General features: G+C 68.3%; 25 protein-coding genes. 11 read left to right on the forward strand and 14 right to left on the reverse strand.

Going from position 1 to position 26,815, the window contains the following annotated elements; genetic code table 11:
• Positions 1-483: 483 nt before the first annotated feature.
• Complete coding sequence (locus tag ASF88_RS01855) at positions 484-2,118, forward strand: hypothetical protein (protein WP_157498155.1); 1,635 nt, start codon at positions 484-486, stop codon at positions 2,116-2,118.
• A gap of 64 nt (positions 2,119-2,182) precedes the next feature.
• Here ASF88_RS01855 and ASF88_RS01860 read toward each other — a convergent pair whose 3' ends face one another.
• A complete protein-coding gene (locus ASF88_RS01860) occupies positions 2,183-3,283 on the reverse strand; it encodes a hypothetical protein (RefSeq protein ID WP_157498157.1) in 1,101 nt (366 codons plus the stop codon).
• A 95-nt stretch (positions 3,284-3,378) separates the two neighbouring features.
• On the reverse strand, positions 3,379-4,770 hold the full coding sequence (locus ASF88_RS01865; RefSeq protein WP_082518692.1) for a DHA2 family efflux MFS transporter permease subunit: 1,392 nt from the start codon (positions 4,768-4,770) through the stop codon (positions 3,379-3,381).
• Between the two features lie 123 nt (positions 4,771-4,893).
• Here ASF88_RS01865 and ASF88_RS01870 point away from each other — a divergent pair, with 123 nt between their 5' ends.
• Positions 4,894-5,895 carry an aldo/keto reductase gene (locus ASF88_RS01870; RefSeq protein WP_055913443.1) on the forward strand — a complete coding sequence of 334 codons (1,002 nt, stop codon included), beginning with the start codon at positions 4,894-4,896 and terminating at the stop codon, positions 5,893-5,895.
• Between the two features lie 16 nt (positions 5,896-5,911).
• Complete coding sequence (locus ASF88_RS01875; protein ID WP_055913446.1) at positions 5,912-6,844, forward strand: helix-turn-helix domain-containing protein; 933 nt, start codon at positions 5,912-5,914, stop codon at positions 6,842-6,844.
• A gap of 57 nt (positions 6,845-6,901) precedes the next feature.
• Here the strand turns inward: ASF88_RS01875 and ASF88_RS01880 are convergent, their stop codons facing one another.
• A complete protein-coding gene (locus ASF88_RS01880; RefSeq protein ID WP_055913449.1) occupies positions 6,902-7,669 on the reverse strand; it encodes an SDR family oxidoreductase in 768 nt (255 codons plus the stop codon).
• A complete protein-coding gene (locus ASF88_RS01885; protein WP_055913452.1) occupies positions 7,666-8,577 on the reverse strand; it encodes a helix-turn-helix transcriptional regulator in 912 nt (303 codons plus the stop codon). Before ASF88_RS01885 ends, ASF88_RS01880 begins: the two co-directional genes overlap by 4 nt.
• A gap of 143 nt (positions 8,578-8,720) precedes the next feature.
• Between ASF88_RS01885 and ASF88_RS01890 the strand changes: the two genes are divergently transcribed.
• Positions 8,721-10,769, forward strand: a complete 2,049-nt coding sequence (locus ASF88_RS01890) for a GMC family oxidoreductase (RefSeq protein WP_082518693.1) — start codon at positions 8,721-8,723, stop codon at positions 10,767-10,769.
• Positions 10,770-10,785: 16 nt separating this feature from the next.
• Here the strand turns inward: ASF88_RS01890 and ASF88_RS01895 are convergent, their stop codons facing one another.
• A complete protein-coding gene (locus ASF88_RS01895; protein WP_055913460.1) occupies positions 10,786-11,202 on the reverse strand; it encodes a DUF7144 family membrane protein in 417 nt (138 codons plus the stop codon).
• A gap of 185 nt (positions 11,203-11,387) precedes the next feature.
• Here ASF88_RS01895 and ASF88_RS01900 point away from each other — a divergent pair, with 185 nt between their 5' ends.
• Together ASF88_RS01900 and ASF88_RS01905 are read left to right on the forward strand one after the other, a co-directional pair.
• Positions 11,388-11,774 (forward strand): SHOCT domain-containing protein, encoded by a 387-nt coding sequence (locus ASF88_RS01900; RefSeq protein ID WP_055913463.1) that lies wholly within the window; start codon positions 11,388-11,390, stop codon positions 11,772-11,774.
• A 36-nt stretch (positions 11,775-11,810) separates the two neighbouring features.
• Positions 11,811-13,529 (forward strand): SulP family inorganic anion transporter, encoded by a 1,719-nt coding sequence (locus ASF88_RS01905; RefSeq protein WP_055913466.1) that lies wholly within the window; start codon positions 11,811-11,813, stop codon positions 13,527-13,529.
• Positions 13,530-13,613: 84 nt separating this feature from the next.
• Here ASF88_RS01905 and ASF88_RS01910 read toward each other — a convergent pair whose 3' ends face one another.
• Both ASF88_RS01910 and ASF88_RS01915 read right to left on the reverse strand, forming a co-directional pair.
• Positions 13,614-14,243 carry a DUF1269 domain-containing protein gene (locus tag ASF88_RS01910; RefSeq protein ID WP_055913469.1) on the reverse strand — a complete coding sequence of 210 codons (630 nt, stop codon included), beginning with the start codon at positions 14,241-14,243 and terminating at the stop codon, positions 13,614-13,616.
• 67 nt (positions 14,244-14,310) lie between these two features.
• Entirely contained in the window at positions 14,311-14,682 is a 372-nt protein-coding gene (locus tag ASF88_RS01915; protein WP_200935217.1) for a hypothetical protein, read from the reverse strand.
• 125 nt (positions 14,683-14,807) lie between these two features.
• Between ASF88_RS01915 and ASF88_RS01920 the strand changes: the two genes are divergently transcribed.
• Together ASF88_RS01920 and ASF88_RS01925 are read left to right on the forward strand one after the other, a co-directional pair.
• Positions 14,808-15,287 carry a hypothetical protein gene (locus ASF88_RS01920; protein ID WP_235493238.1) on the forward strand — a complete coding sequence of 160 codons (480 nt, stop codon included), beginning with the start codon at positions 14,808-14,810 and terminating at the stop codon, positions 15,285-15,287.
• 239 nt (positions 15,288-15,526) lie between these two features.
• Complete coding sequence (locus tag ASF88_RS01925; RefSeq protein ID WP_055913479.1) at positions 15,527-16,459, forward strand: aldo/keto reductase; 933 nt, start codon at positions 15,527-15,529, stop codon at positions 16,457-16,459.
• Between the two features lie 43 nt (positions 16,460-16,502).
• Here ASF88_RS01925 and ASF88_RS01930 read toward each other — a convergent pair whose 3' ends face one another.
• Positions 16,503-16,757: a Smr/MutS family protein gene (locus tag ASF88_RS01930; RefSeq protein WP_055913482.1), complete on the reverse strand. Its 255-nt coding sequence runs from the start codon at positions 16,755-16,757 to the stop codon at positions 16,503-16,505.
• Positions 16,758-16,833: 76 nt separating this feature from the next.
• Complete coding sequence (locus ASF88_RS01935; RefSeq protein WP_157498159.1) at positions 16,834-17,511, reverse strand: cation diffusion facilitator family transporter; 678 nt, start codon at positions 17,509-17,511, stop codon at positions 16,834-16,836.
• A gap of 130 nt (positions 17,512-17,641) precedes the next feature.
• Here ASF88_RS01935 and ASF88_RS01940 point away from each other — a divergent pair, with 130 nt between their 5' ends.
• A complete protein-coding gene (locus ASF88_RS01940) occupies positions 17,642-18,433 on the forward strand; it encodes a patatin-like phospholipase family protein (RefSeq protein WP_055913489.1) in 792 nt (263 codons plus the stop codon).
• Here the strand turns inward: ASF88_RS01940 and ASF88_RS01945 are convergent.
• Positions 18,430-19,410, reverse strand: a complete 981-nt coding sequence (locus ASF88_RS01945; RefSeq protein WP_055913492.1) for a helix-turn-helix domain-containing protein — start codon at positions 19,408-19,410, stop codon at positions 18,430-18,432. The two genes, ASF88_RS01940 and ASF88_RS01945, sit on opposite strands and share 4 nt — an antisense overlap.
• Before the next feature lie 577 nt (positions 19,411-19,987).
• On the opposite strand from ASF88_RS01945, the gene ASF88_RS01950 reads away from it, so the two are divergent.
• A complete protein-coding gene (locus ASF88_RS01950) occupies positions 19,988-20,308 on the forward strand; it encodes a hypothetical protein (RefSeq protein ID WP_055913495.1) in 321 nt (106 codons plus the stop codon).
• Between the two features lie 11 nt (positions 20,309-20,319).
• Here ASF88_RS01950 and ASF88_RS01955 read toward each other — a convergent pair whose 3' ends face one another.
• From ASF88_RS01955 to ASF88_RS01965, 3 genes are all read right to left on the reverse strand, one after another.
• Positions 20,320-22,095, reverse strand: coding sequence for a DEAD/DEAH box helicase (locus ASF88_RS01955; protein WP_055913498.1), 1,776 nt, complete (start codon positions 22,093-22,095; stop codon positions 20,320-20,322).
• 52 nt (positions 22,096-22,147) lie between these two features.
• Positions 22,148-23,242, reverse strand: a complete 1,095-nt coding sequence (locus tag ASF88_RS01960; protein ID WP_055913501.1) for a GNAT family N-acetyltransferase — start codon at positions 23,240-23,242, stop codon at positions 22,148-22,150.
• Between the two features lie 116 nt (positions 23,243-23,358).
• On the reverse strand, positions 23,359-23,925 hold the full coding sequence (locus ASF88_RS01965) for a DUF805 domain-containing protein (protein WP_055913503.1): 567 nt from the start codon (positions 23,923-23,925) through the stop codon (positions 23,359-23,361).
• 92 nt (positions 23,926-24,017) lie between these two features.
• Between ASF88_RS01965 and ASF88_RS01970 the strand changes: the two genes are divergently transcribed.
• The gene (locus ASF88_RS01970; RefSeq protein WP_162242556.1) at positions 24,018-26,000 is read left to right on the forward strand and encodes a sensor histidine kinase; all 1,983 of its coding nucleotides are present in this window, start codon (positions 24,018-24,020) and stop codon (positions 25,998-26,000) included.
• 7 nt (positions 26,001-26,007) lie between these two features.
• Here ASF88_RS01970 and ASF88_RS01975 read toward each other — a convergent pair whose 3' ends face one another.
• Complete coding sequence (locus tag ASF88_RS01975) at positions 26,008-26,649, reverse strand: TetR/AcrR family transcriptional regulator (protein ID WP_055913509.1); 642 nt, start codon at positions 26,647-26,649, stop codon at positions 26,008-26,010.
• Positions 26,650-26,815 lie beyond the last annotated feature (166 nt).

Here is a 26,815-nt window from a genome sequence, read left to right on the forward strand (position 1 = left end):
CACTGCTGCTTAGCGGTCCAATTGAGGAGCGTCACGCGTCAACATCGTCGCGAATGAATGATTCGGCGGCGGATTGAACGTCGGTGTGCCGATTCGCGCGGATAGCCATCACCGGTGTACCGCCGCCAAGCTGCGGATTCCCTCCTATGAACCAACGTCGGGCGACGTCGCGACGCTCGTTCGCCTCCATCGACGCCCACAAGTCGTGGGCGAATTCCAATCGCTTCCACGTCCCTGTCCGGAATGTGAGCAGTTCATGAGGCGACAACTTCCGCCGCAGGCCTAGTCCCTCGAATCCCGAGAGGGCCGCAACAAGCGTAGGCCCCAGATCCGGGGGCTTTTGCTTTTCGCCGAAAGGGCCACTTTCCCAGCGTGCGCGAGTGCGGGGCTCGGCGCGGTTGAGCGTGGCCCCCGGTTGGGGGCATTCGATTCTTAATCGAATATCCCTCATGATTTCCTCAGGCGAATCCGAGCGGGGGGACCATGTTGAAGGCACGCGCCATAGCTGTCGTCGCGGCAGTGGCCGTTGCTGTCGCCGCGCTCGTCGGTTGCACACCAGTCGGGCCGACCGCCACGACAAAAGTCGACGACAACGGATTCAGTGCTGCCGTCGCTGGCGCCCGCATTCAGGGGCCTGCGGGCGTGTCCGACAACGGCACGAAAGTCTCCGTCAGGACGATCTCCGCGCCTGTCCCAGAAGACCTAACCCGGTTCACAAAAACCGCCGGCACGGCGGTGTCCATTAGCCTCGACGGGAAACAGCCGGCGAAACCGCTGAGCGCCGTTTTCGATGTCCCGGACGGGGCAGACCCTGCCAACGTCTTTGTACTCGGCGAGGACAAGACCACCCGTTCCGGCGTAGCTTTCGTGGACTCCACCTATGACAAGACCGACCACCAGGTCACTGCTGCACTCACGCACTTGAGCTGGTACGCACCTGTCGTCGTCGACCGCGGCCGCCTTGTCAGTCAGCTCACCAGCTGGATCGGCCAGGCAGCTGGAATGAAAACGAACCCGCCCGACTGCTACAGCGACAAGTCGAGCGACCTGAAAATCACGGGGCTGACCGAAGACGTCGTCTGGCCGTGCGCGACCTCGGCGATTCATGGGACCGACTGGTCGATCCAGTCGAACGACGGCCTCGTCTGGCAAATCCTCACCGATCCGGACACCACCTACAGGCCGGTCACCGCCAGCACCCTATCCAATGCCGCAACCGCAGCCCTGTTCAACATCATCAAACCGGCGCTGAAAGGCAAGAACGTGATGCTGCCTGGCGAAACTCTCGCCGGTCACTTCGAGGCTGAACCGCCGTACACCGTCGCGCTGAAAGTAGAACCCGGGCTTAGCCAAGTCGCCAGCATCCTGTGGGGTCTCGGGATGATCTTCCCTAACAAGTGGCTAGACCTCGCCGACAAGGGCGAGTGCATCCTCGGCGTCGTCAACTCGGGAACCAGCGCCCCGAGCGGGGAATCGCTGCGCTCAATTCTCTCCTGCGTTGCCACCCTGATGAAGGGTGCGGGCGCCGCCATCCTCGGCATCATCCTCACCGGCCCTGCACTCCTCGTCGCCCAGCTCGAGGGAGCCGCTCGGGAAATCGCCCATACCAACGCCGTCCAATTCACCATCGCCGCCAAAGACCCGAACAAGGTCAACAGCATCCCGACAAGCGCACAGTGGCTCTTCCAGATGGGCGGCTCCCTCCTGGACGAGGTCGTGCGGGACAACCCCACCATCACGGCCAACGGCGTGACCAACTCCTACCCGAACAGCACGAAGATATTCGTGGGCTGCGGCACCGACTCGTACGGCTCGTCCATCTACATGAGAAGCGACGCATACACGAAGGTCAGCTTCGCCCTCGCCCTCAACAACGATGTCCCGTCGGACTACTCACTCACCCTGTCGCTCGGCGGCAGTAGCAGTCTGGGAGCGTTCGGAACGCTCCCCGAGGTTACCTACGGAACGTGGACCCTGCATCCCGGCGAAATCATCCCCAGACAGACGGTGGACTTCACTGGGATGTGGGCCCTAACCATCACCGCCACCCCGTCGGTACCCCTCTGCGGCGACTTGCCCGTGGCCGTAGCGGACTTCCTCGACGCCTACGTCCAGTGACGGGCGCCGGCGGCCAGCGCGAATATAGGTCGACTGCGCATCCGCAAAAGCGGGCGGGCAGCCGTCAACGCCAGGCTGCGAGTACCGTCGTGTCGTCGACGCCGGTGGTGTTGACCATCTGTGGTTGTCCGCCCATGATCGGCACGGTGTAGAGGTGGGTGCCGTCGGCGGTTTTCGCGAGAAAGGCAACTGTCTGCTTGTCGGGGCTGATGACCGGAGACCGTACTGTGAAGCCGTTGACCTGCGGTGTGACAGCACGGCCGTCCGACCCCCAGTCCATGACGTTGATCTGGTCTCTTGGTAGCACTGTTGAGTCGGCCCACACTTGCAGCCCGTTCGAATCGACGCCAAGCCAGGTACCGGCGTCGACCCAGCTTTCCGCGCGGACCGAGCCGATGCCTGGGGTGACGTTCTCTTCGTAGTGGTAGCCGCCTGGGCTTTGCGGGGTGATCGTCCCGTTCGGTGAAACCCAGAACCAGTACGGCGTGTAGTCCGCTGCAGGCGTGTTGACGAGGGTCGGCTGGGTGCTGCCGGGTGCTGCGGTGTAGAGCTTCGCAAGGCCGGTGTCCCCGCTGGATCCGGTGTACTGGGAGACGTAGAAAGCGTCGCCTGGTCCGAAGATCGGGTCTCGGTAACCGGGGACGTCCGCGAATTGACCCTGCTGGTAGAGGGATCCCGTGACGTTGGTGAACTGGCCGGAGCTGTCGATCCAGCCGGCGTTGATCAGATTGGTGGTGGGGTCTGTGATCGTGGCGGCGACGCGTGTGAAGTCGTGGGAGAACATGGCGGCTACAACGTCCGGCGTCGGGCCACCTTCGTTGCGGACGAGGTCGGTGGAGACCTCGGGTCCGCTGCCGTCGGTAGCGGACTGGAACGTCGCGTACGTCGTGGACGAGCCGCTGCTGGGGTCGATGGTGAGTACATCGAGTGTCGCCGGCCCAAAGGAGGTCGTCGCCCCTTGGACGGCGATGATCCCGCTGAGCTGTGGCCCCGGTGTCTCTGTTGGTGTGGCGGTGGAGGCGGCGTCGGATGCTGGCGGCGCGGTGACGACGCCCTTCGAAGTGGAATCGTTGCCTGTTCGGGTATTGGCACAACCGGCGAGGGTGGCGGAGAGAGCGAGCACCGCAGCGACCGTTGCGACTCTGAGCGCGGCGTTACCTGTCATGAGTCCTCCCCTTGGGCGCTAGACCGGTGGCTGACGATAACACTTTTGTTGAGGTTTTTTCATGTATTACGAATGATCGTGGCCTGCCGTCTGCGTCAGTGATGGGAACCGGTCCGGATGCGCAGGCCGACGAGGCCGGCCGCCAGAAGCGCGATCGCGGCGATGGCGAAGCTCAGCTGCATACCGCGGATGAAGGTGTCGGTGTTGGCGATGAACGCGCCGAAGACGGCGATCGCGACGGCTCCGCCGACCTGTCGGAAGGTGTTGAAGACAGCGCTTGCGGTGCCGGCCCTCTCTGCCGGGACGCTCGCCAGCACCACGGAAGTCACCGGGGGCATGGCGACCGAGCCCCCGGTGCCGGTGAAGATCAGGAACGCACCGGTCAGGATCGGTGAGCCTGCCGGGGCGGCAAGGAGCAGTCCGACGAAGCCGGCCGCCATCAGCGCGAACCCGAGCACGATCGGGAGGCGCGCGCCGTATCGGTTGGCGAGCGTCCCGCTGATGATGTTGCCGGTGATGCTGAACGCCGCCGACGGAAGGAACACGAGCCCGGCGAGCAGGGGGCTCAGACCGAGGTGCTGTTGGAGGTAGAGGCTGACGACGAAGACCGACCCGAAGTTGCCGACCATGAACACGAATCCGTCGACGAGTGCGATCCGCATCCCGCTGTAGCGGAAGAGCTGGAGGGGCATCATCGGGTGACGCACCCGTGACTGGAGGACGAGGAACGCGGCGATCCCGGCCACGGCGACCACGAGCGACAGAATGACCGAGGGTTGCCCGAAGCCTTGGTCGCCTCCGGTGATGAGGCCGTACATCAGGGCGGTCAGCGCCACGATCGATACGGCTTGGCCGGCCCAGTCGAACGGTGTCGGTCGTTTCGGTGAGTGGGCGACGAAGGCCAGCAGCACCAGCATCACAACACAGACGGGGAGGTTGATGCCGAACACGAGCCGCCAGTCCACTGTGGTGAGCGCTCCGCCGACAAGTGGGCCGACCGCGCCGGCGACGGCCCCTCCCACGGCCCAGATGCCGAGGGCGTGGGTGCGCTGGCGAGCGTCGGGGAACGCTTCGCGGATGAGCGCCATGGACGCCGGCAGCATGATCGCAGCGCCGGCGCCTTGGACGACGCGTGCGGCGATCAGGAGACCCAGTGAAGGCGCGAGCGCGCAGCCGATCGACGCGACGAGAAAGAGGAGGATGCCGCATCCGAAGGAACGCTTCGCGCCGATCCGGTCGGACAGATTGCCGGCGAACAGCAGCAGCACTGCGAACGTGAGCGTGTAGCCGTCGATCACCCACTGTCGGCCCGCGGTGCCGCCGCCGAGCTCGACGCCGATCTGTGTCAGGGCGAGATTGACGATGAGGATGTCGAGGGTGATCAGGAAGAACCCGAGCGATGCCAGCAGCAGCGTGAGGCGCGGGCGGCCTCCAGCGGCATCGGCGGCTGTGGTGCGTGCCGGTGCGACGGCGTCAGTTCGAGGCACGGAAGTCCTTCCTGGTCGGGGTGATTCAACGGAACCTCGTATTGCGGGTCCACGGGAGTCCCTGGTGAAAGGTGTTCCGGCAGGGCACCCCACCGGGCGGGATTCGCTCGTACGGTGGAGGCCATGACGAAGCAGAAGCGAACCCTCGGCACGGCCGGGCTCGACGTGTCGGCGATCGGTCTCGGCTGCATGACCATGACCGGGGGCTACAGTGGACGGCCCGACCGTGAGCAGATGATCGCTGTGATCCGCGGCGCGGTCGAACGCGGGGTCACATTCTTCGACACCGCGGAGATCTACGGCCCGCACACGAACGAGGAGCTCGTCGGCGAGGCGCTGGAGCCCGTACGCGACTCCGTCGTCATCGCCACCAAGTACGCCCAGGACATCGATCCGGTCGAACGCAGGGTGCGCGGACGGATGCTGCTGCCGGGGGACCTCGCGGCCGCAGTCGAGGGATCACTCAGACGCCTGCGCACGGACACCATCGACCTCTACTACCAGCACCGCATCAACCCGGACGCGCCCATCGAGGACTTCGCCGGCGCCATCCAGGAGTTGATCGCCGCCGGCAAGATCCGCACGTGGGGGCTCTCCGAGGCATCCGCAACGACGATCGAGCGGGCCAACGCCGTCACACCGGTCACCGCCGTCCAGAGCGAATACTCACTGTGGTGGCGTCGGCCGGAAGAGGGGGTGCTCGCCGTCTGCGAGGCGAACGGGATCGGTTTCGTGCCGTTCAGCCCGCTCGGCAAAGGCTTCCTCACGGGAACCGTCGACACCTCGACGACGTTCGATCAGGGCAACGACCTGCGCGCGCAGATTCCGCGATTCGCTCCCGACGCCCTGGAGCACAACCTCGCACTGGTGGAGGCCGTCAAGGAGGTCGCGGCCGGATACGACGCCACCCCGGGCCAGGTCGCTCTGGCGTGGCTGCTCGCCCGAAAGCCGTGGATCGTGCCCATCCCCGGGACGACCAAGCTGAACCGTGTCGAGGAGAACCTCGCCGCGGCCGACCTCGTGCTCTCTCCCGAGGATCTCAGCCGCCTGACCGAAGCGTCGGACAACGCCGACATCCAGGGCGGCCGTTACCCCGGGTTCCTCGAAGCCCAGACCAACCTGTGAGCGGGGGAGGGAGGTCATGAGTGCGGAGAACAGCGACGACGTCCGTGAGTTCCTCACGACCCGACGCGCGAAGGTGCGGCCGGAGCAGGTCGACCTGCCGGGTGGCCCGAACCGTCGCGTGCCGGGCCTCCGCCGTACGGAGGTGGCACTGCTCGCGGGGGTCAGCGTCGAGTACTACTCGCGGCTGGAGCGCGGGAACCTCAGCGGTGTCTCCGAGGCCGTCCTGAACGCCATCGCGACCGCGTTGCTGCTGGACGAGGCCGAGCGCCGGCACCTCTTCGACCTCGCTCGGACGGCGAACGCATCGACGGTGCGCCGGCCGCGCAGCAGTTCTCGTTCAGCGACCATCCGACCGGGTCTCCAGCTGATGCTCGACGCCGTGACCGGCGGCCCCGCGCTGATCCGCAACGGCCGGATGGACATCCTGGCCACGAATCTCCTGGCACGAGCCGTTCACGTCGAGGCCTACAGCGCCCTGCGCGAGCGGCCGGTCAACCTGGCCCGATTCGCGTTCCTGCACCGTGAGAGCGCGGAGCGGTTCTACCCGGACTGGGACCTCGCCGCCGACATGATCGTCGCGATCTTGCGCACCGAAGCCGGCCGTGACCCCTACGACCGGGACATGCAGGACTTGATCGGCGAGCTCTCCACCCGAAGCGAAGAGTTCCGGAGGAAGTGGGGCGACCACAACGTGCGCCGCCACGTCACCGGCGTCAAGCGCTTCCTGCACCCCGTCGTCGGAGACCTGGAGTTCCTCTTCGAAGGCACCGAGCTTCCCGACCACCCTGGCTGGAGCTTGAACGTGTACATGGCAGAACCCGGCACACCCACCGCCGACGCCCTCCGGATTCTCGCCAGCTGGGAGGCCACCCGCGAGCAGGAGGACACCACAGAGCAGGGTAGGTCGAGAGCCACTCAGGACGTTCCTTCTCAGGCCGCCGACGGGTAAGAAGCCGCAAGAGACGTCACCGGCGGCGTGTGGATCGACGGCTCGTGGAGGTGCGAATCAGCGGCTTCGGATGGAGTCGAGGTCGCGGCGGAAGCTCTCGGGTTCGCGGTCGAGGGGCAGCACGGAGGCGTCCTCCGCGCCGTCGAGGGAGGCGCGGCTATCGGTTGCGAGCGCCGCGAACACCGGGGTGAGGTCGTCCTGCTCTGGACCATTCTCTGCGACCAGCTCGAAAGTCTTGTGGTCGGCGGCCTCCGACCCGAGCGCGTCGATGAGGACGCGGGCGATCTCGTCGCGGGCGATGACACCGTCGCGGGGCGTGCCGGACTGGCGGGTGTCGCCTTGCAGCATGACGATGGTGCGCTGGTCGTCGTCGTTGTAGTCGAACCAGCCGGGCCGGACGATCGTGTACGCGTTGCCGCTGGCGCGCACCAGGCGCTCGCCGCGGAGCTTCCATTCGGCGTAGGAGACGCCGGGCCGGGTGGTTCCGATCGCGGTCATCAGGGCGATCCGGACGCGGCGCCCGTCGAGCGCCTTGAGGATGTTGGCGACGCCGCCGTAGTCGACGTCCCGGACATCCCGCTCACTGGTGGTGGTGCCGTGCACGAAGACGATCGCGTCGACGCCGTCGACAGCTGCGGGAAGGGTGTCGGGTTCGGTCAGGTCGCCGACGACCAGTTCGATGTCGTCGGGGAGGCCGCGGCTGCGGTCGGGATTCCGGACGAGCGCTCGCACGCGGTAGCCCTGGCGGCGGGCTTCGGTGACGACGTGGCGGCCGATGCTGCCGGTGGCGCCGACGATCAGGACGGTTTCGGGGCGGCTGGTCATTTCTTCTCCAGGGTGATTTCGTCGGCGCTCTCGGTCCCGGTCACGTGTGCGGCGTCCTGCTGCTCCTGGGTGGCGGCCCAGCTGGCGAGCAGCGTGAGGGCGTCCTCGGACGGGGTCCCCGGGTCGGCGGTGTAGACGTTGATGCGCAGACCCGGTTCGCCCGGGAGTTCGAGGGCTTCGAACGCGAGGTCGAGGTCGCCGACGATGGAGTGGTGGATGCGCTTGCGGCCGGTGCGGTGGTGGCGCACGTCGTGCCGCGCCCAGCGGGTCCGGAACTCCTCGCTGCGGGTGGAGAGCTCGCCGACGAGGTCGGTGAGGTCCTTGTCGTACGGATTGCGGCCGGCGGCCTGGCGCAGGATCGCGACGATGTCGTCGGCGGCCTGCTCCCAGTTCGAGTAGAAGTCCCGTGCCTTCGGGTTGAGGAAGGTGAAGCGGGAGTTGTTGGGCGGCTTGACCTCCTCGGCCATCAGGTCGAGGTAGAGGGCGCGTGCGAGCTGGTTGGCGGCGAGGACGTCGCCGCGGTCGTTGCGGATCCAGGCGGGGGCGGTCTCGATGGCGTCGATGACGCGTTGCAGGCTGGGCCGCACGGTCTTCGGGCTGCGCTTGCGCCGGATGCGAGGGGCGACATCGGCCGCCCGGGCGAGGTCGTACAGATGGGAGGTCTCGGCGTCGTCGAGCTGCAGGGCGCGGGCGAGCGCTTCGAGCACGCTGTCGGAGGCGCCGGAGAGATTGCCTCGTTCCAGGCGGGTGTAGTAGTCGACGCTGAGACCGGCGAGCATCGCGACCTCCTCGCGGCGCAGCCCCGCCACGCGGCGGTTGCCGCCGTAGGCGGGTAGTCCGGCCTGCTCCGGGGTGATCTTTGCGCGGCGGGAGGTGAGGAACTCCCGCACGTCATCGGCGTTGCTCATGGCTTCGACGCTACGCCGGGATCATCCGGCGAGGGAGGCTCTGCCATTACCTGGAACGACCGTGACCGCAACATCATCGAGGCGCTCGTATACATTTCGTGTGAGTCGCCGACGTCGGCGGTCGAACTTCGGAGGGACGGCACATGGTCGATGGCGAGCAGGTGACCTGGGTGGATGAGCCGACGCTGCGTGCGCTCTTCGAGACGGTCGTGCCGGCCGACGAGTGGCCGGGAGCGTGGGACGGAGGGGTCGGGCGACTGCTGCAGGAGCACCACGCCGACCTCCTCTCGTGGAGCGAGGCGCCGCTCGCCCGGGCGGCGATGCTGGCGGAGCACGCCGCGTCCGCCGCGTATGGGCGCCCCTTTGCCGCGCTCGGTGCCGCCGAGCAGTCCGCCGTCGTCGCGTCGCTCGTGGTGGACCCGGTAGCGGCCGGTTCGATGGACGCACTGATCACGGTCGCCTTGCAGGGCTACTACGCGGGAACGCGCGAGCCGGCGGGCTGGCGGATGGTCGGCTACGCCGCGGTCCCCGATGGGGTCGAAGCCGTGGAGGCCGCCGATCCCGCAGGCATCGACGCCGGTGCGCTCGCCGACCACTACGACGTGATCGTCGTCGGAGCCGGCGCCGGCGGAGGGGCCGTGGCCGCCGAGCTCTCCGAACGCGGCAGGCACGTCCTCCTGATCGAACGCGCCCGGCCGATTCGCAACGGCGACCTCCGCGGCAACCACCTGCAGGGCAAGCGGACCGGTCTCTACGACGTGCGTGTGGGGCCGCACGCCGGCAATCCGCGCGTGCTCGAGCACGCCGACGGCAGTGCGGAAGTGCTGCGCGGGGAGGGCGATTCCCTCGCGTACGGCTTGAACGCGATGGTCCTCGGCGGCGGCACCCGCGTCTGGCAGGGGATGTCGTGGCGGTTCTGGGAGCAGGACTTCCGGATGGCCTCCACATACGGCGTCCCTGCAGGGAGCACCCTGGCCGACTGGCCGTTCGGCTACGAGGAGTTGGAGCCGTACTACGAGCGCGCGGAGTGGGAGCTCGGCGTTGCGGGCGACGCCGATAGCGCGGTCGGTCGCGCGACCCGCCGTCGCCGGGGCTATCCCATGCCGGCGATGCCGGGCGACCGCACCCGCGACACGTTCACGTCGGCGGCCGGGCGACTCGGAATCTCGGCCTCCCCGATCCCGTTCGCGATCAACACCGTCGATCGGGCCGGGAGGCAGGCCTGCGTGAGGTGTCCGCAGTGCATCGGCCACGCCTGCCCCGTCGACGCGAAGAACGGAGCGCAGAACACCTTCGTCCCGCGCGCGCTCGCGACGGGACGGACGGACCTCCTGCTCGGCGCCCAGGTCACATCGATACAGCACGATGGAGGCGGGACCGCTTCTGGGGTGGTCGGGGTGGTCGCCGGCCCGGACGGCGAACGCGAGTTCCGTGCACGCGCCGATCGGATCATCGTCGCGGCGGGAACCATCGAGACCGCCCGGCTGCTGCTGGCCTCGGGCCTCGGCAACGAGTGGGTCGGCCGCAACCACATGACGCATGGCGTCGCCCTCGCCATGGCGGGCACCGCACCGGACATCAAGGAGACCGTCGGGCCCGGGCACTCCGTCGCAACCGTCGACTTCGTGCATCACGACCCGAACGGGTGGGGAGGAGGCGTCATCTTCGACGCCGCCCTGCAGTTCCCGTACGACAAAGCTCAGGCCGGGCGGCAGCTGGCCGCGGAGCCGTTCGGCCATGCTCACAAGGCCTGGATGCGCGACACCCCGAACCTCGTCGGGACGATGTCGATGGTCCAGGAGATCCCGCACGAGCAGACGCGTGTGAGCCTCGACCCGGTCGTGACCGACCGGCGTGGGATGCCCGCCGCGCGGCTGCGGGGAACGGCCCACGAAGCCACGAAAGCGAACGTGGCCGAGATGGCCCGGCACTGCTCGGACTGGCTGGAGGCCGCCGGCGGTCGCGACATCGTCACGCGTGAGCTGCCGATCGCCGTCCAGGGCCAAGAGCACTCCGCGGGCACGGCGCGCCTCTCCGCCGACCCCGCGGACGGCGCGTGCGACCCGACGGGACGGCTCTGGGGCACCCGCAACGTCTACGTCGCCGACGCGTCGCTCCACGTGACGAACGGCGGCTTCAACCCCGCACTGACCGTCATCGCGAACGCTCTCCGCGTCGGGGCGCTCATGTAAGCGAGAGCGTGTCCGCTCAGGAACGGACCTCTCGGCCGTGAACGGTAACAGCGAAGATCACGAGGATGTCCAGCGCTACCATCACGAGCGACCACCAGGGCTGTGCGGGCAGCGACAGCAAATGGCTGACCGCATTGACCGCCGCGAGTGCGACGACGACCACCCGTGCCCAGGTCCTCCCGGTGAGGAGGAAGAACGCCGCGACCGCGAGCAGGACTCCGATGATCAGAGACCACCAGCCCCACCCGGCCACGTCGAATTTCGCCGCGCCGCCGTTCGGCCCGACGAAATAGGCGGTGTTCGGGCCGACGATCGCCATGATGCCGTAGAAGATGTCGATCGCTGCTCCGATGAGGAGCACGACCCCGGCGAAGTAGATCCAGCCGACCCATCCGGTCCGCTGCTGAGGGGCGTGTGTCTGCGTCTGAGCCATGATGGCCGACTCCCTGCGTGTGAGGTGGAGCGAGACTTCCTGTGATCCGCATGATGCAGCGGCCGAGTGAGCCTTGGCAATGGGGCAGTTTCACGCCCCGATTCGGTATAGCCAAGGGGTCGCTCGGCGTCGTACCTTTCGGCCATGCGAAGCATCCCTCGCCTCGCGGGAGGAGCGCGGTCGCTATGACTTTCTGGGATTTTCTCGTCTGGTCCTTCTGGTTCTACCTCGTGGTCGTCTGCATCTCGATCTTCATCCGCGTCTTCATCGACCTCTTCCGCGACCCGGAGCTCAATGGGTGGGCGAAGGCCTTGTGGGTGCTGTTCCTCGTGGTCGTGCCCTTCCTGGCGGCCTTCATCTATCTGATCGCCCGCGGCGGGAGGATGGCGCAGCGCAGCATGGCCGGCGCGAGGCAGGCTCAAGCGCAGTCGGACGACTACGTCCGCTCGGTAGCGGGGACCAGCTCGCCCGCGGCCGAGATCGAGGCGGGCAAGCAACTCCTCGACAGCGGAGCGATCACGCCGGCGGAATTCGAGGCGCTCAAAGCCAAGGCGCTCGGGGCTGCGGCCTGACGGTTCGGCGGCTCGGCTTTGCGGTAAGACGAGCGCATGCCCCGGACCCGCAGTGGACGTCCGGACCTGGTCCCGATAGTCGGCCAGCTCCGCTCCTACCGGCGCGCGTGGCTCCGGGGCGACGTGATCGCCGGGGTCACCGTCGCGGCCCTCATCGTCCCGAAGAACCTGGGCTACGCCGGCATCGCCGGTGTCCCGTTGCAGAACGGCCTCTACGCGGCCGCCGCCGGCGCGATCATCTACGCGATCTTCGGGACCAGCCGGCAGATCTCGATGGGGCCCAGTTCCGGGCTCGCGGCGGTGGCGGCCAGCGCCGTGCTCGCGGCGAACATCACCGGCGAGAAGGACGTCGCCTCCTTCGTCGCGGGGATCACACTCGCGTCCGGCATCCTCTTCCTGCTGCTCGCCGTCTTCCGGATGGGCTGGATCGCGCAGTTCCTCTCGCGAGCCGTGGTCACCGGCTTTCTCTTCGGCGCGGCGATCGACGTCGTGATCGGGGAGCTCCCCAAGCTCACCGGGACCGAGACCAGCGGCGCCAACCCGATCCAGGAGCTGTGGTCGTGGATCGGCTCGCTGGGAGGAGCGCACCCGACGACGGTTCTCGTGGGGGTCATCTCGCTCGTCGTCGTCTTCGGGCTGCGGGTGGTCGCTCCGCGGGTCCCCGGGGCGCTGGTGCTCGTGGTCGGCGGCCTGCTGGCGTCGGCGCTGCTCGACCTCGGGGCCAAAGGCGTGGCGGTGGTCGGGGAGGTGCCGCGCGGCCTGCCGTTGCCGCAGGTCCCGGACCTCCAACAGCTGTGGGATCACGCGGGCACGGTCGCGCTCGCCGCGGTGGCGCTGGTCATGATCGGCTTCTCGCAGACGGCGGGCGACGCGCGTACGTTCGCGGCCAGGCACCGCTACGAGATCGACATCAACCAGGAGTCGTTCGCCCAGTCCTTCGCCAATATCGGTGCAGGGCTGTTCCAGGGGATGCCCGTCTCCACGAGCCTGTCGGCGAGCTCGCTGAACGACCGCACCGGGGCCAAGACCGGGATAGCGTCGCTGACCTCGGGCGTCACCGTGCTGCTGACGCTGCTGGTGCTGGCGCCGCTGTTCTCCATCCTGCCCAAGGCGGTCCTGGGAGCGCTGATCATCGAGGCCGTCGTCAGCGGCATGATGGACGTGCCGGAGCTGCGACGGCTCTTCCGCGTGAAGAAGGTCGACTTCTGGATCGCGATCGTCTCCCTCCTCTCGACCCTGGTCTTCGGGGTGCTCGCCGGCGTGATCATCGGGATCGGGCTCTCCCTGGCCTGGCTGGTCGCCGTGGCCACCCACCCGGAGATGCCGACCCTGGGCCGAGAACGGGGCACACAGGTGTTCCGGGAGGCCGACACGAACCCGGGCGACGAGATCCTGCCCGGCGTGGCCGTGGTCCGCTTCGACGCCGGCCTGTTCTTCGCGACCGCCGACGCCCTGCAGGACCACCTCCGCGAGGTCATCCAGGCCAATCCGGACCTGACCGGGATCGTCCTCGATTGTGGAGGGATCAACTTCGTCGACTCGCAGGGCGCCGCCACGATGGCGGACGTGGTGACGCTAGCCCGGGAGGCCGGCATCAACCTCCGTCTCACCCGGCTGAAGCCGGGGCCGCGGGCGGTCCTCGAACGCGAAGGTGTGATCGAACTCATCGGAACCGACCACATCCACGGCAACATCCACAGGGCGGTGGAGGCCGAGCAGAACGATGCCGAAGACCGGCGCGGCGATGGAGGCTGAAAGCGCCGACAGATGGTCGGCAGAGGAACGGCACGGCGGGACCGTGCCGTTCCGGAGTGCCGAGTGGCTCCCCGCGCTGCCGATCTACTTCTTGTCGGCGTCGTCGCTCGCGGTGGCGGAGGGTGAATCGGCCGCGCTGTCCGATTCTTTGCCTGCGGCCTTGATGTCCGCCGCGGCGGCATCGTCGACGGCCTTCTCGACGATCCGGTCGGCCTTCTCGAGCGCCTTGCGGATCTTGACCTCGCCGGGGTTGGAGACGAGTGCGATGATGCCGGAGTGTCCGGGGTCGATCGCATCCTCGAGCTCCTTCGCCAGCTCCTTCTTGTGGTGGCGCTCTCGCAGCTTGCCGAAGATCCCGCCGCCTGCGCCGACGACGAGCGCGCTGCCGATGATGGAGGGCGGGAACAGCACGCCCAGGACCGCGCCTCCCACGGCGCCCCAGGCGAGGCCCTCGCGGGTGCTGTGATCAGTGGCCTTCTGCACTTCGAGCTTGCCGTCCGTGTTGCGTTTGACGACGACGACCCCGTCGATCTTGACCGTCGCGCCGTCCTCGACCTTCTTGAGTTCTTCGTACGCCTCCAGTGCGATGTCGGTGTCCGCGAAATCGGCGGCGATCAGCGTGTAGGCGCCGTCGCTGATGCCCGCCGCCTCCACGCTGACGGCCCCGTCATCAGCGCCTGACTTGTCGGCGGGAGTGGATGTTGCATCGGTCATGTCGGGTCTCCTTAAAGAGCGGTGACTGCCGTTCGGCCGCAAGTATAGGAGGGGGCTTCGCCGGCGGCTATGCCGGATCGAGACGGGACTTCGGCGCGGGTGAATCCGCCTGTGCTGGTCCGCGCGCCGGGCGCGGGACAGGTCGACCTGCCGAGGTAATTCGGGCCTGCGAGGAGTTCTCGCCGTGCACCACGGCCTTGCCCCGCTCGTCGGCTTCGATCCAGGACCGGTTCTCTCGAGTGAACTCGGTCGCGAGGTCCAGCCGGGCCAGGCGGTTGGTCATCTTTTCGTCCCAGATCGCACGCACCACCGCCTGGCCGCGCTCACCGAGCTCGTCATAGGCCGCGTCGCCCGCGAGCACGCGCTGGATATCACTGGAGACTCCGCGAACGGCTTTCGCGGCATCGCCGTCCATCCGCATCGGCATGGTGTGGCTCATTCCCCGAATGTAGCAACTCACTACAGCAGCACTAGTGCCAGCCTTGACGTTCTGGCGCGATGGGCTGAGTGCCCAGGACTGGGGTGCTGAGGATCCGTCAGCGGGCTGCCACTATGGATCTGATCATGAACAAACTCACACCTTTCGCGCTCGCAATCACCATCACAGCAGCCCTCGCCCTCACCGCGTGCAGCACCGCCCCGGGCACCGCCCCGGCGTCCTCCTCGGACTCGAAGAGCAGCTCGTCCGCCGAGCCGACCAAGGAGGCCTCCAAGGCTCCTGACCTCACGGGCACCTGGAAACAGACGAACTCGGCGGCCGTCGACTCCTACCAGGAAGCCGAGATTTCCGGCGACGTCATCACCATCAACTGGGTGAGCGACAACGGCGACACCAAGTCGATCTACTGGGTCGGGTCCTTCGCCGCGCCGACCGACGCGTCGACGCCCTACAAGTGGACCTCGACGCGCGATCAGGAGGCGACGGCATCGGCCATGCTCGCGTCGCAGGACGCCACGAAGGAGTTCACCTTCCAGGACGACACCATCAGCTACTCCGCCAGCGCTCTCGGCACCACCACGACGATCAAGCTCAAGAAGGGCTGATTCTCTCATCGCCTGGTCGAAGAAGTCGACCGGGATCTCGGTGCCGCGCTCGATCGGTGCGGGCGATATCGGAGCGCTTCCGGTGCTGCAGCGGCTGATGCGGAGAGCGCGGGCCGTTTGATCGATCCGGCTCATCATTGGCAGAGCCAATAGTTGTTGGACTTCCGAATGGCGCCTTCGTAACGTGGGAGGCGCGTCCGTCCGAGGCGCGCCACCACCGCTCCCCGAGAGGACGACCCGTGCGAATTTTCACGTTGCCCGGCACTGAGATCACCGCGCCCAATGTGGTGCTCGGCCTGATGCGCATCCAGGACAAGTCCGACGAGGAGGTGCGCACGCTCGTGCGGACCGCCCGGGACGCCGGCATCAACTTCCTGGACCATGCCGATGTCTACGGCTCCCCGCTGCACGGCTGCGAGCGCCGGTTCGCCGAGGCGATGAAGCTGAGCGCCTCCGAGCGCGCGGAGTTCGTCATCCAGTCCAAAGCGGGCATCGTGCCGGACGGCCCGTACTTCGACTTCTCGGCCGAGCACATCCTAGAGTCGGTGAACGGCAGTCTGGAGGCGCTCGGCACCGACTATCTCGACATCCTCCTGCTGCACCGCCCCGACGCCCTGGTCGAGCCGGAGGAGGTGGCGCGCGCCTTCGACGAGCTGTCGAACTCCGGCAAGGTGCGGGCCTTCGGGGTCTCGAACCACACGCCCGGCCAGATCGAGCTGCTGCGCCGCTACGTGACCCAGCCGCTCGTCGCCAACCAGCTGCAGCTGTCGATCACGCACGCGCCGATCATCGCCCAGGGCGTGGCCTCCAACATGCAGGCCCTGGACCAGTCGATCAGCCGCGACTCGGGCATCCTCGACTACTGCCGCCTCCACGACATCACCGTGCAGGCCTGGTCGCCGTTCCAGGCGGGCTTCTTCGACGGCCCGTTCCTGGGCTCGGAGCGGTACCCCGAGCTCAACGCGGTCGTGGACCGCCTGGCCGAGAAGTACGGCGTTCCCGCCGAGGCGATCGCCGTCGCGTGGATCACGCGACACCCGGCCCGGATGCAGGTCGTGCTCGGCACCACGACGCCGTCGCGCGTGGCCGCAGCGGCGCTCGGCTCCGAGCTGCCGCTGACGCGGCCGGAGTGGTACGAGCTGTACCGGGCGGCGGGGTACCTGGTTCCGTAAGGGAGGTCCCCGTGCGGCCCCGGGTGCTGCGCTAGGTCGAGTCCTACTTCCACCGGAAGTGCACGAACACCCGGCCGAAGTTCTTCGAGTCCTTCTCGACCCGGTGATACTGGGCCTTGATCTCCGGCAGGTCCAGGAAGCGCAGCACCCGCTTCTTCAGCGCGCCCGATCCCTTCCCCGGGATGATCTCGACCAGCGGAGCCTTCTTCGCCACGGCCTCCGCGATGACCCCACGCAGGGCGCGGTCGATGTCGCCGCCTCGGTTGTAGATGTCGTGAAGGTCGAGCGTCAGCTTCATGTGCTCATCCTGCACCCGTGCGAAACTCGGCAGGGTGGCTGGTCGGGCGGAACTCGGGGAGGGATCGGCATACCCGTCAATCGTCGAACTCGACCTGCTTCCCGCGGAGCGCGGAGATCGCCTTGACGACCAGTTGAATGGCGGCGATCGCGATCAGAGCGGATACCCCCAGTGCGAGAACGGGGTCGAGCCAGAAGAGACCGTTGGTGATCAGGATGATGGCCCCGGCCACAGCGACCGCCGCTGCCGCGGCTGCATCCGCGACGGCGTCGATCAGCACGGATCGCATATGCAGGTCCTCGCCTGCCGCCGAACGGCCGAGCACGAGCGCGCCGGTCAGCATCACGATGACGGTGGCCACGCTGACGACAACCATCGGGAGGCCCTCGACACTGGGGGACCCTTCCACGAGTCTGGACACTGCCTCGACAGTCACCGTGGCGGTCACGATCAGAAGGAGCGTGGCGTTCACGAGGGCGGCGATCGCGATCGGCCGCTGGGCGTGCGGTCGGTCGGGATCGCGGTCGCGAAGGGCGATGGCCACCAGACCGAGCACGAGAGCGAAGCAATCGGCGACGGTGTCTCCCGCCGCGGCGAGCACGCTCACCGAGTGTGCGAGCAATCCGGCGACGACCAGACCGATGATCAGCGCGAGATTGAGGACGAGGACGATCGAGATTCGACGGCGCTGACTCCACCGCGGCGGTTTCATCGCCGCCGGTGAGGACGCGCCAGGGTCTGCGGTATCGGACACACCGTAAGTCTTTCGCGTCCTGACCTGCGAATCGAGCCGAGATCGGAGTGCGTCCGAGGGCACGAGTCACAGTCGCCTCCCATCCGTGAGGTCTACGTTCTCGACCGATCAGCAGACGAGGGAGGGCGACGTGGCCGACGATCGAACACTCGGTCTCGTGCTCAGCGGCGGAGGCGCGTTCGGCGCGGCTCACGTGGGCGTCCTCCAGGTGCTCGCCGAACGGGGCGTGCACCCCGGGATCGTGACCGGGACCAGTTCGGGCGCCCTCGTCGGGGCAGCGTATGCGGCGGGGTTCGAGGCCGACGCGATCGAGCGGGGCGCCTTGGCGTTCCGCTGGAACGCGATCGCGCGGTGGTCGGCCGCTCCGCGCTGGGGGCTGCTCGACACCCGCGCTGTGACGGAGAGCGTGCTGCGCGTCCTCGGCACCGACCCGCTCGTGGAGAGCCTCCCGCGCACGTTCGGCGCCGTCGCCACCGACCTGCGCACGCGGCGGGCGGTCACGATCGACAGCGGACCGCTGAGTGCCGCGCTGCGGTCGACGATCGCGATCCCCGGGCTGCTCCCGCACGTGCGGCGCGACAGCGCCCGCCTCGCGGACGGCGGAATGGTCGACAACGTGCCTGTCGCCGCCGCTCGCGCGCTCGGCGCCTCCCGTGTGATCGTGGTCCGGCTGCACGCGAAATGGGAGAACGTGCGCATGATGCGCACCGTCAGCCGCACTGCCGACCTCCAGAACGACCCGTCGGTCGTCCTCCTGCAGCCCGAGATGGAGGGCATGGCCCAGTGGGCGATGTCGGACGTGCCGCGACTCATCGCCGAAGGGCGCCGCGTCGCGGAGGCGGCGCTGGACGCCGGCGCCTTCGACGCACGCGCGGAGGTCAGTGCCGCGCTCGTCCAGTCCGGAAAACGACCCGTGCGCTAGCGCCGGAGGGTCGCCGACGGTCGCTCGCCGAAGGCACGTGAATAGGCGGCGGCGAACCGGCCGAGGTGCACGAACCCCCAGCGCGTGGCGACCTCCGTCACACTGACCGCGGCGGGGTCGGCCGCGGCCAGCTCCTGGTGGACCTCCTCGAGCCTGAGTCCGCGCAGATACGCCATCGGCGTGGTGTCCAGCGATCGGCGGAACCCCTCCTGGAGGCTGCGGACGCTCATCGAGACCGCCGCCGCCAGTTCGGCCACGGTCCACGGATGAGCGGGTCTGCTGCGCAGAAGCTCCACCGCCTTCGCGACGGGCCGGGTGCCCGCCGCCGCCGTCGGGGCGACCAGCGCGGCCGTGTAGTTGTGCGGCTGAGCGAACAGGAGGCTCTGGATGAGGGTCTGCTCCAGCCGCTGCGCGGCCAGCGGATGGCAGAGCGCTCCGCCGGGCTGCGCGGCCGCGCTGTCGAGCATGCGGATGGTCTGCATGATCGACTGCCCCCCGGTGCCGGTGAGCTCGAGTTCGGCTGCGAATTCGAGCGGGCGTGTGACGGGTTCGCCGAGAAACTGCTCCAGTTCGAGCTGCAGCTCGTCGCGGGGGATCATCAACGCGAGCTGGGAGAAGTGCTCGCTGCAGTCGAGCGTGACCGGCCTTCCCGGCATGAAGACTCCGGCCGTCTGCGACGTGCCGTACACCGGAGCCGACAGGGAGGCTTGCATCTTCGCGTGACGGGTCATGGGGATGTCCACGTGGAAGTTCGCGGCTTCGGCCGTGTCGATGCGCACGGCCTCCCGAAACCGCATGAAGCCGCACGTGATCCGGCCGACCGTCATCGCGTTCAGGGTCAGGTCGACCGTGCTCGACGACGTGGCGGCGGGGAAATCCACCGGCAGGAAGACCTGGGAGAGCACGTGGCGCGCCTCCTCGACGCCGGGCGCCGACGCGATGCGGCGGCTCCCGAACATCTCGATCTCTGGCTGCATGCACAGATTGTATGTGCCCTAATCGTATGTGCCCTAACGGACGGAGGGCCAGCTGAGGGGCTTCTCTGGCCGGGAGCATCCGGACGCCGACACTCGCGCACGATGGACAGTGAGCCGCGCGGACCGGATATCGACGCCGTTCCACCCCGCATAGCGTGGAGGCGTCGTCGAGTCCCCGGGTCGACGACGCGGTAGCCCTCCCCTTCGGGTGGGGAGGGCCACCGCACCCTGCGCCGCTGTTGCGGCCGCAGGCAGAGATCCATCCCCGAGGCGGAAGCGAATGCATCACAGGAGCGGACGGCCGACGTTCGATGGCTGAGTCGGAGAGGCCTGTGTGGCCGAGGACGTGCCCGCGATGCGGTGCCCGCGCGAGCATCGCCCCCAATCCCTACTTCGGTGTGGGCCTGGCGGTCCACAGCCATCTGTGGAGCTGTACGCGCTGCGAGTTCGTCGGACTTCTGCGCCTCCAGAGGGCCGACGGCGGCGACGACTCCGGCGACCAGAACCGGCCGGCCCCCCGGCGACGGCGCGGTGGGAGGCTCGCGCGCCTGTTCCGGTTCGGCAGGCGATAGGGCCCATGGCCGGCTCCCGTTACCTGGGCCGCGATGCGTGGATCACCGCGGTCGGTCGCGCTCTGACGCGCGCGGATGCCCGGCAGGTCCTGGCATTGAAGGACATCGATCCGGAGGTCGTCCTCGCGGTCGCCCTCGTCGAGGCGTCGTGGGCCACCGACGGCGGGGTCTCGACTCTGAGCCATTCGCAACTCGCGGAGCTGACCGGACATCCCCGCTCGTCCGTTCTGCGCGCGCGCCTCGCCCTGGTCGAACTGGGGCTGGAGGACTTGGCTGCGGTCCCCGGAGCGCCGGGGACGTGCCACCGGGAACTGCGTCACTATTGAGGCCCTGTATGTCAGCGACGCCGCGGTTTGCGCGGCGGCCGATCGTCGCGCTGCCGATCCTCGCGTCGCGGGGCGTCGCGGCGCGGGCGGGCGCCCCGGTCGGGCCGGAGCTCGATCAGCTTGCCGCTGATCCGCGTTCCCGAGAGCCGGGAGAGCGTCTCTGCGGGAAGGTCGGCCGGCAACTCGACGATGGAGAACTCCGGCATGATGCGGATGTGACCGAAGTCTTCGCGACTCAGGCCGCCTTCGTTGGCCAGAGCCCCGACGATCTGGCGCGGTTCCACCTTGTGCCGCTTGCCCACCTCGATGCGGTACGGAGCCATCGGCTTGTCGTTGCGTTCGCGTCGCGGCGATCGGTCGCTTCGTCTGTCGGAGCGCCCGGAACGGTCGTCGGAGCGGGAGTCGCGCTCGACGCGCAGCGCGAGAGCGTCGTCTTCGCTGAGGAGCAGGGGCTCGTCGCCTTGGGCGACGACGGCGAGGGCCGCTGCCACGTCGGCTTCGGGCACGTCGTGGTGCTCGACGTAGTGGCCGATGATGTCGCGGAATCGCGTGATGCGGTCGTCCTGTGCGAGGGCCTCCGTGATCGCGTCGTCGAAGCGGGCGAGCCGGGTGACGTTGACGTCCTCGATGCTCGGGAGCTGCATCTGAGTGAGCGGCTGGCGCGTGGCCTTCTCGATCGCGGTGAGCAGGCGGCGTTCGCGCGGGGTCACGAAACTGATCGCGGCGCCGCTTCGTCCGGCGCGACCGGTGCGGCCGATGCGGTGCACGTACGATTCGGTGTCGATCGGGATGTCGAAGTTGATCACGTGGCTGATGCGTTCGACGTCGAGACCGCGCGCCGCCACATCCGTGGCGACCAGGATGTCGAGCTTGCCGGACTTCAGCTGATCGACCGTGCGCTCGCGCTGGGCCTGCGCGACGTCGCCGTTGATCGCCGCCGCCGAGTAGCCGCGGGCGCGGAGCCGCTCCGCGAGCGTCTCCGTCTCGTTCTTGGTGCGGACGAAGATGATCATGCCCTCGAAGTTCTCCACCTCGAGGATGCGGGTGAGGGCGTCGACTTTCTGCGGGTACGACACCACGAGGTACCGCTGCGTCGTGTTCGCCGAGGTGGTGGTCTTGGTCTTGACCGTGACCTCTTCTGCGTCGTGGAGGTACTTCTTCGAGATGCGGCGGATCTGCGGCGGCATGGTCGCCGAGAACAGTGCGACCTGCTTGTCGTCCGGGGTGTCGGCCAGGATGGTCTCCACATCCTCCGCGAACCCCATCTTCAGCATCTCGTCGGCTTCGTCGAGCACGAGGTACTTGAGCTCGGAGAGGTCGAGCGTCCCCTTATCGAGGTGGTCCATGATGCGGCCCGGCGTGCCGACCACGATGTGGACGCCCCGCCGCAGCGCCGAGAGCTGAACGCCGTATCCTTGCCCGCCGTAGACCGGGAGCAGGTGCACCCCCCTCAGGTGCGCCGCGTAGCTCTCGAACGCCTCCGCCACCTGCAGGGCCAGTTCGCGGGTGGGCGCGAGCACGAGCGCCTGCGGAGTCTTCTGCGTCAGGTCGAGCCGCGACAGAATGGGGAGGGCGAACGCCGCCGTCTTGCCCGTTCCGGTCTGGGCGAGGCCGACGACGTCCCGGCCCTCCATCAGCAGTGGGATCGTCGCCGCCTGGATCGCCGACGGGGTCTCGTAACCGACGTCTTTCAAGGCTCTGAGCACGGCGCTGTCGAGCCCCAGGTCGGAAAAGGTCATCGCGTCGTCGGTCTCTGCCTCGCTGTGCGAGTCTTCGGGCGTGGTCATCGTTCAACGGTAGTCCCCGCGGGGTGCGCGCACCACGCGGGGACCGTCGTTGTCACCCGCCGATGTTCTTCCGCCACCGCGCCGAGAAGCTCGCCGGGGCGAAGCCGATCGCGTCGTTGACGTCGAGCATCGGGCGGTTCTCCTCTGCGTTCACCGTCTCCACGCGGTCGCACGCGGGGAAGCGGGCGGCCAGTTCGCGGAGGTTGGCGAGCTTCAGCAGCATCCCGAGCCGGTGTCCGCGGTGTTCGCGCAGCACCAGGGTGTCCATCTGCTCGGCCGGCCGGTCGGATCCGCTGGAGACGTCGAGTTCCGTGAAGCCGGCGACCTGGCCTGTCGCCGTCTCGACGACGATCGACGTCAGTGCGACGCGGGGGCTGGCCTCCCACAGGTCGTCGACGGCCCGCACGCGGTCCGCCGTCCAGACGTCGGTCAGCTCGATGCCGGCATTGGGGGCATCGGTGCTCATCCGCGTGCGCAGGAGCGCGATGGCTTCGACCCACTCCTCGGGCGTGCGGCCGTGCCAGCTGACGGTCCGGTAGCCGGCGGCCGCTTCTGTCGCCTCGGTGAGAAGGGCGGCGAGCACGTCCGCATCGACGGGCAGCGACAGGGCGCTGATTCGCCCCACCTGTTCCAGCGAGTAGCCCTGACGGCGCAGGAACCGGGTCGACGGGAGGGCGACCGGCACCGACCCGAAGCCGGTCGGTGCGGGAATCGCCTCGCCCTCCACCCCCGCCGGGTAGGTCGTCTGGTTCTGGATGGTGGTGCGGCCGGCCTCCCGAGCCAGCTGCTCGAGCCGCTCGTAGAGCGCCGAGCCGATGCCGCGGCCGCGGAACCCGGGGAGGACCGAGATCGCTCCCCAGCATTCGCGCGCGTCGGCGGGCAGCGCCAGGTTGGCGCGGGCGACGACGCGGCCGTCGACCTTGGCGACGAGCCCGGCCATCTGCCTCGACGCGTCCTTCCAGTCGGGCAGCAGTTCGGCGGCGGTCATGACCTCGCCGTCGTGGCCGCGCTGCTCCGCCTCGACGGCGCTGCGCACCGCGGCGAAGGCGACGAAGTCGGCGGCGTCGGCGGCGTCGACGCTGGCCGGGACGACGAGCGGCTCGATGGTGAAGCCCGGGAGCGTGATGGTGTGATCTGAAGATGACATGAGACCTCTTTGCAGGCAGGATCGATCGACTCACCCACGGTCGTGGGGAGGAAGGGAATCGCTGCTACAGAATCACGGGGTACAGCATTCCATGGCGGCGCTCGGGATCACAAGTGCTAAGCGGGCGGCCGCGGGGGCCGCGATCGCGGCGGCGGCGCCGCGTACAGGGGTTGGCCGCCCGCCGGGCTCGCATACGGCAGCGGAATGGGCGGCCAGCCGTAGTCCCGTGCCGCGAGTCCGGCCCCGGGAACCGACACGGTGTATCCCGGCACCTCGGCGTCGGGGCGGTCGAAGCGGGCGCCGCGGGGGTTCGGCGGGAGGAGGGTCATCGCGAGGATCGCCAAGCCGCCCAGGCTCGGGATGAGGAGCAGGAACAGGAGCAGGCCGCGGAGGTCGACGTCGTGCAGGCGGCGCGCCGCGAGGGCGAGTCCGGGTATCACCGTGCCGAGCCACCACACGATGAGCAGGACGATGCCGACGGTGATCCCCAGCGACCCGATCCACACGATCGCGCACAGACCGAGCACGATCAGTGCGTCGGCGAGTGTCCACCACCAGAATTCGCTGCGGCTGGCGCGCCCGTCGAAGCGCGCGTACTTCTTCCAGTAGCGGACGAAGCACACGCCGAACGGCGCCCTGTAGTACGGCGCCCACAGGGGCACGCGCTGCTGTGCCGTCTCCATCACAATCATGGTGACACCCTGAGTGCCTATTCGGGAGAGTGCTCGGGCCAGCCGCCCCGGCCTCCTCGCGCTCGACTGGTACTTTCCATGATGTGACCAGCGCTGACCGTCTCCCCGTCGTCGACGCGCAACGGAGCGTGTCGCGTCGACCGTTGCCGTGGTGGGGATGGCTGATCGCGGTGGTCCTCATCTTCCTGGCTTCGGTACTCGGTGTTCGCGTCACGCCTCCCGGCGGCGAGGTCGCGATCTGGTGGCCCGCTGCCGGGCTTTCGGTGCTGTTGATCCTGCTCGCACCCACAGGGCGTCTCCGCGGTTGGGCGCTGGTCGCGATCGTCCTCTCCACAGGCCTCGCCAATGCGGTTGCGGGTCGACCGCTTCCGGTCGCGGGCGCCTTCGGAGTGGCGAATGCGCTCGAGGCCCTGGTGGTCGTGCTGGTGCTCGTCCGGCTGGGCGGACGCGAGTTCCGGCTTCGCAACCTCGCGGCGGCGATGCAGTTCACGATTGCCGTTCTCGCGGGCGCCCTCACGATCGGCGTGCTCGTCGGTGCGGCCGTCGTGGTGCTCGAGGGCGGCGGTTTCCTTCCCACCGCCGTGTTCGTCGCTGCCTCTCATATGGCCGCCGTCTTCATGATCGCTCCCTTCGGCTTGCTGCCGCCGGCGATCCCCGTTCGCGCGACGATCGCCGAGATGACGATCCAGGCCGTCATCCTGGCCGGCATCATCGGGTTGGTCTTCCACCCGTCGGTGCATCTGCCGCTGGCGTTCCTCCCGTTCCCCGTGCTCGCGTGGGCGGCATTCCGTTTCCCGATCCGCGTCGTCGTCGTCGAGACACTGCTCGCGTCGATGGCGATGCTGGCGCTCACGGTCATAGGCGGCGGCCCGTTCGACCGGGTCGGCTTCGACCTCACGCAGGAGGCAGCGCTCGCGGAGACATTCCTGGTCATCTTCGCCGGCTTCGCGATTGTGTTGTCGACAGCCCAGTACGAGCTCCGGGCCACCACCCGCCAACTGGTTGCGACGTCCCGGCTGCTCTCCGGCAGCCTGGTCGAGGCGTCGGTCGGACTGATCATCGCGGAGAGATCCGACGACGGGGCGCTTCAGGTGGTCTGGAGCAATCCCACGGCTACCGCCCTGCTGCCTCCGGGCAGCGGTCGGCGATGGGAGGGTGAGACGGCTGACGCTGCCCGCACCGCACTCACCGGGGCGGGTGCCGTCACCCTGCAGTCGGACACGCGCACCATCACCGTGGCGGCCAACCGGATCCCCGACGAGTCCGACCGATTCGCCGTCCAGCTCGTCGACGTGACCGACACGCTGCGGATGCAGGCGGCGACGCTCGAGGCGGAACGGGAGAAGGAGGCGGCCCGCTCGACACGGCTCGATCTCGAGCGGCAGCGAGGGGATTTCGTCGCGACGACGAGCCATGAACTGCGCACGCCGATCACCAGCATCGTCGGGTTCTGCGAACTGCTGTCCTCGTCCGACGCGCTCGGTGACCAGGAGCGCTCCTGGGTCGAAGTGATCGATCGGAACGCCGTTCGGCTGTCGTCGCTCGTCGAGGACCTCCTGACGCTCGGCGCAAGCGGGGCAAGACCGGTGGAGTCGAGCACTCCGGACGTCGACCTGAACACCCAGATCGACGAAGTCGTGACCGCGGCGAGCGTACTCGCCGCGAAGAAGGACATCGTCCTCTCGACGGTCGGCCGAGCGGGCATCGCCCTGGCCGAACCGGGCGACGTCAACCGGATCCTGACCAACCTCGTCGCGAACGCCATCAAGTTCACACCGCGCGGCGGGAGTGTCACGATCACGTCGACCGTCACGGATGCCGCGGTCTCGGTGGTGGTCGCCGACACCGGCCCGGGCATGAGCGAAGAGACTCTCGCGCATGCCTTCGATCGGTTCTACCGGGCTCCCGGCATGGACCGTGCCGCCGTCCCGGGAACCGGCCTCGGGCTGGCGATCGTCGCCGAACTCGTCGAACGCAACGGAGGCTCCGTTCGACTCGAGTCGCCCGCGCCCGGCGGAACGCGCGCGACCGTCGAACTGCCGAGAAGCGTCGGCAGAGAAGCGTGACTGTCCGTCACGCCTCCTTGACGTACGAGCCCAGCGCCGGCCCCGCCTTCAGCACGCCGTTCACGATCGCCTCGATGGCGAACTCGCTCGCGCCGGCGAGGTCGACCGCGGTGGGGTCGAGGAGCCACTGGAGCTGGAGGCCGTCCATGACGGCGAGGATGGAGGCCGCGCCCTTGTCGATCGTCTCGGGCTCGGTCACGCCCTCCTGAGCGCAGAGCGCACGGAACGCTGCGTCGATCTCGAGCCGGAGGTTGCGGTACCGCTCCTGGAAGTACTCCGTGGCGGGGTGGTCCTCGGTCACCGACTCCGCGGAGAGCACGGTGAACACCTGCACGATGCCCGGCCGCAGTGAGTTGCGCTGCGCGGTCGCGACGAGGTGCGCGAACAGCGCTGGGCCGCCGGGGATGTGCCGGTCGGCGAGGTGGGCGACGTCGTCGCGGTCGCGGAACTCCAGCACTTCGAGCAGCAGGTTGTTCTTGGAGCCGAAATGGTGGAGGACGCCCGCGTGGGTCATCCCGACCTGCTCGGCGATGTCGGTGAGGGTTCCGTTCGTCGACCCCTTCGTGCCGAAGGTCTCGATCGCCGCACGGAGGATCTCCGTGCGTCTGCGCTCGGTTTCCGGGCGCGGACTGGCGCTGCCGCCGCTCATTCGGCCCTCCGTGTCGCTTCTTCGCCGCATCCCGTCGGGGCTGCTTGCGAGCGAGCTTACCACCCAGTAACCTCGCCTCAGCCAACTTGCTTTCTGACCAGTAAGCAAGTTATGGTCAGCCAACATTCCGCAGCACCAGGGCACAACGGATGTGCCCGTCACGAAG

The organism is Leifsonia sp. Leaf336 (genome assembly GCF_001423695.1).
In the GTDB taxonomy this organism is placed as follows: domain Bacteria; phylum Actinomycetota; class Actinomycetes; order Actinomycetales; family Microbacteriaceae; genus Leifsonia.

What these genes read in the sequence shown, in the direction of transcription:
- ASF88_RS01855 (WP_157498155.1), top strand. Translation starts at nt 484, where the DNA reads ATGTTGAAGGCACGCGCCATAGCTGTCGTCGCGGCAGTGGCCGTTGCT.
- ASF88_RS01860 (WP_157498157.1), bottom strand. Translation starts at nt 3,283, where the DNA reads ATGACAGGTAACGCCGCGCTCAGAGTCGCAACGGTCGCTGCGGTGCTC.
- ASF88_RS01870 (WP_055913443.1), top strand. Translation starts at nt 4,894, where the DNA reads ATGACGAAGCAGAAGCGAACCCTCGGCACGGCCGGGCTCGACGTGTCG.
- ASF88_RS01875 (WP_055913446.1), top strand. Translation starts at nt 5,912, where the DNA reads ATGAGTGCGGAGAACAGCGACGACGTCCGTGAGTTCCTCACGACCCGA.
- ASF88_RS01880 (WP_055913449.1), bottom strand. Translation starts at nt 7,669, where the DNA reads ATGACCAGCCGCCCCGAAACCGTCCTGATCGTCGGCGCCACCGGCAGC.
- ASF88_RS01885 (WP_055913452.1), bottom strand. Translation starts at nt 8,577, where the DNA reads ATGAGCAACGCCGATGACGTGCGGGAGTTCCTCACCTCCCGCCGCGCA.
- ASF88_RS01890 (WP_082518693.1), top strand. Translation starts at nt 8,721, where the DNA reads ATGGTCGATGGCGAGCAGGTGACCTGGGTGGATGAGCCGACGCTGCGT.
- ASF88_RS01895 (WP_055913460.1), bottom strand. Translation starts at nt 11,202, where the DNA reads ATGGCTCAGACGCAGACACACGCCCCTCAGCAGCGGACCGGATGGGTC.
- ASF88_RS01900 (WP_055913463.1), top strand. Translation starts at nt 11,388, where the DNA reads ATGACTTTCTGGGATTTTCTCGTCTGGTCCTTCTGGTTCTACCTCGTG.
- ASF88_RS01905 (WP_055913466.1), top strand. Translation starts at nt 11,811, where the DNA reads ATGCCCCGGACCCGCAGTGGACGTCCGGACCTGGTCCCGATAGTCGGC.
- ASF88_RS01910 (WP_055913469.1), bottom strand. Translation starts at nt 14,243, where the DNA reads ATGACCGATGCAACATCCACTCCCGCCGACAAGTCAGGCGCTGATGAC.
- ASF88_RS01915 (WP_200935217.1), bottom strand. Translation starts at nt 14,682, where the DNA reads ATGAGCCACACCATGCCGATGCGGATGGACGGCGATGCCGCGAAAGCC.
- ASF88_RS01920 (WP_235493238.1), top strand. Translation starts at nt 14,808, where the DNA reads ATGAACAAACTCACACCTTTCGCGCTCGCAATCACCATCACAGCAGCC.
- ASF88_RS01930 (WP_055913482.1), bottom strand. Translation starts at nt 16,757, where the DNA reads ATGAAGCTGACGCTCGACCTTCACGACATCTACAACCGAGGCGGCGAC.
- ASF88_RS01945 (WP_055913492.1), bottom strand. Translation starts at nt 19,410, where the DNA reads ATGCAGCCAGAGATCGAGATGTTCGGGAGCCGCCGCATCGCGTCGGCG.
- ASF88_RS01950 (WP_055913495.1), top strand. Translation starts at nt 19,988, where the DNA reads ATGGCCGGCTCCCGTTACCTGGGCCGCGATGCGTGGATCACCGCGGTC.
- ASF88_RS01955 (WP_055913498.1), bottom strand. Translation starts at nt 22,095, where the DNA reads ATGACCACGCCCGAAGACTCGCACAGCGAGGCAGAGACCGACGACGCG.
- ASF88_RS01960 (WP_055913501.1), bottom strand. Translation starts at nt 23,242, where the DNA reads ATGTCATCTTCAGATCACACCATCACGCTCCCGGGCTTCACCATCGAG.
- ASF88_RS01965 (WP_055913503.1), bottom strand. Translation starts at nt 23,925, where the DNA reads ATGGAGACGGCACAGCAGCGCGTGCCCCTGTGGGCGCCGTACTACAGG.
- ASF88_RS01975 (WP_055913509.1), bottom strand. Translation starts at nt 26,649, where the DNA reads ATGAGCGGCGGCAGCGCCAGTCCGCGCCCGGAAACCGAGCGCAGACGC.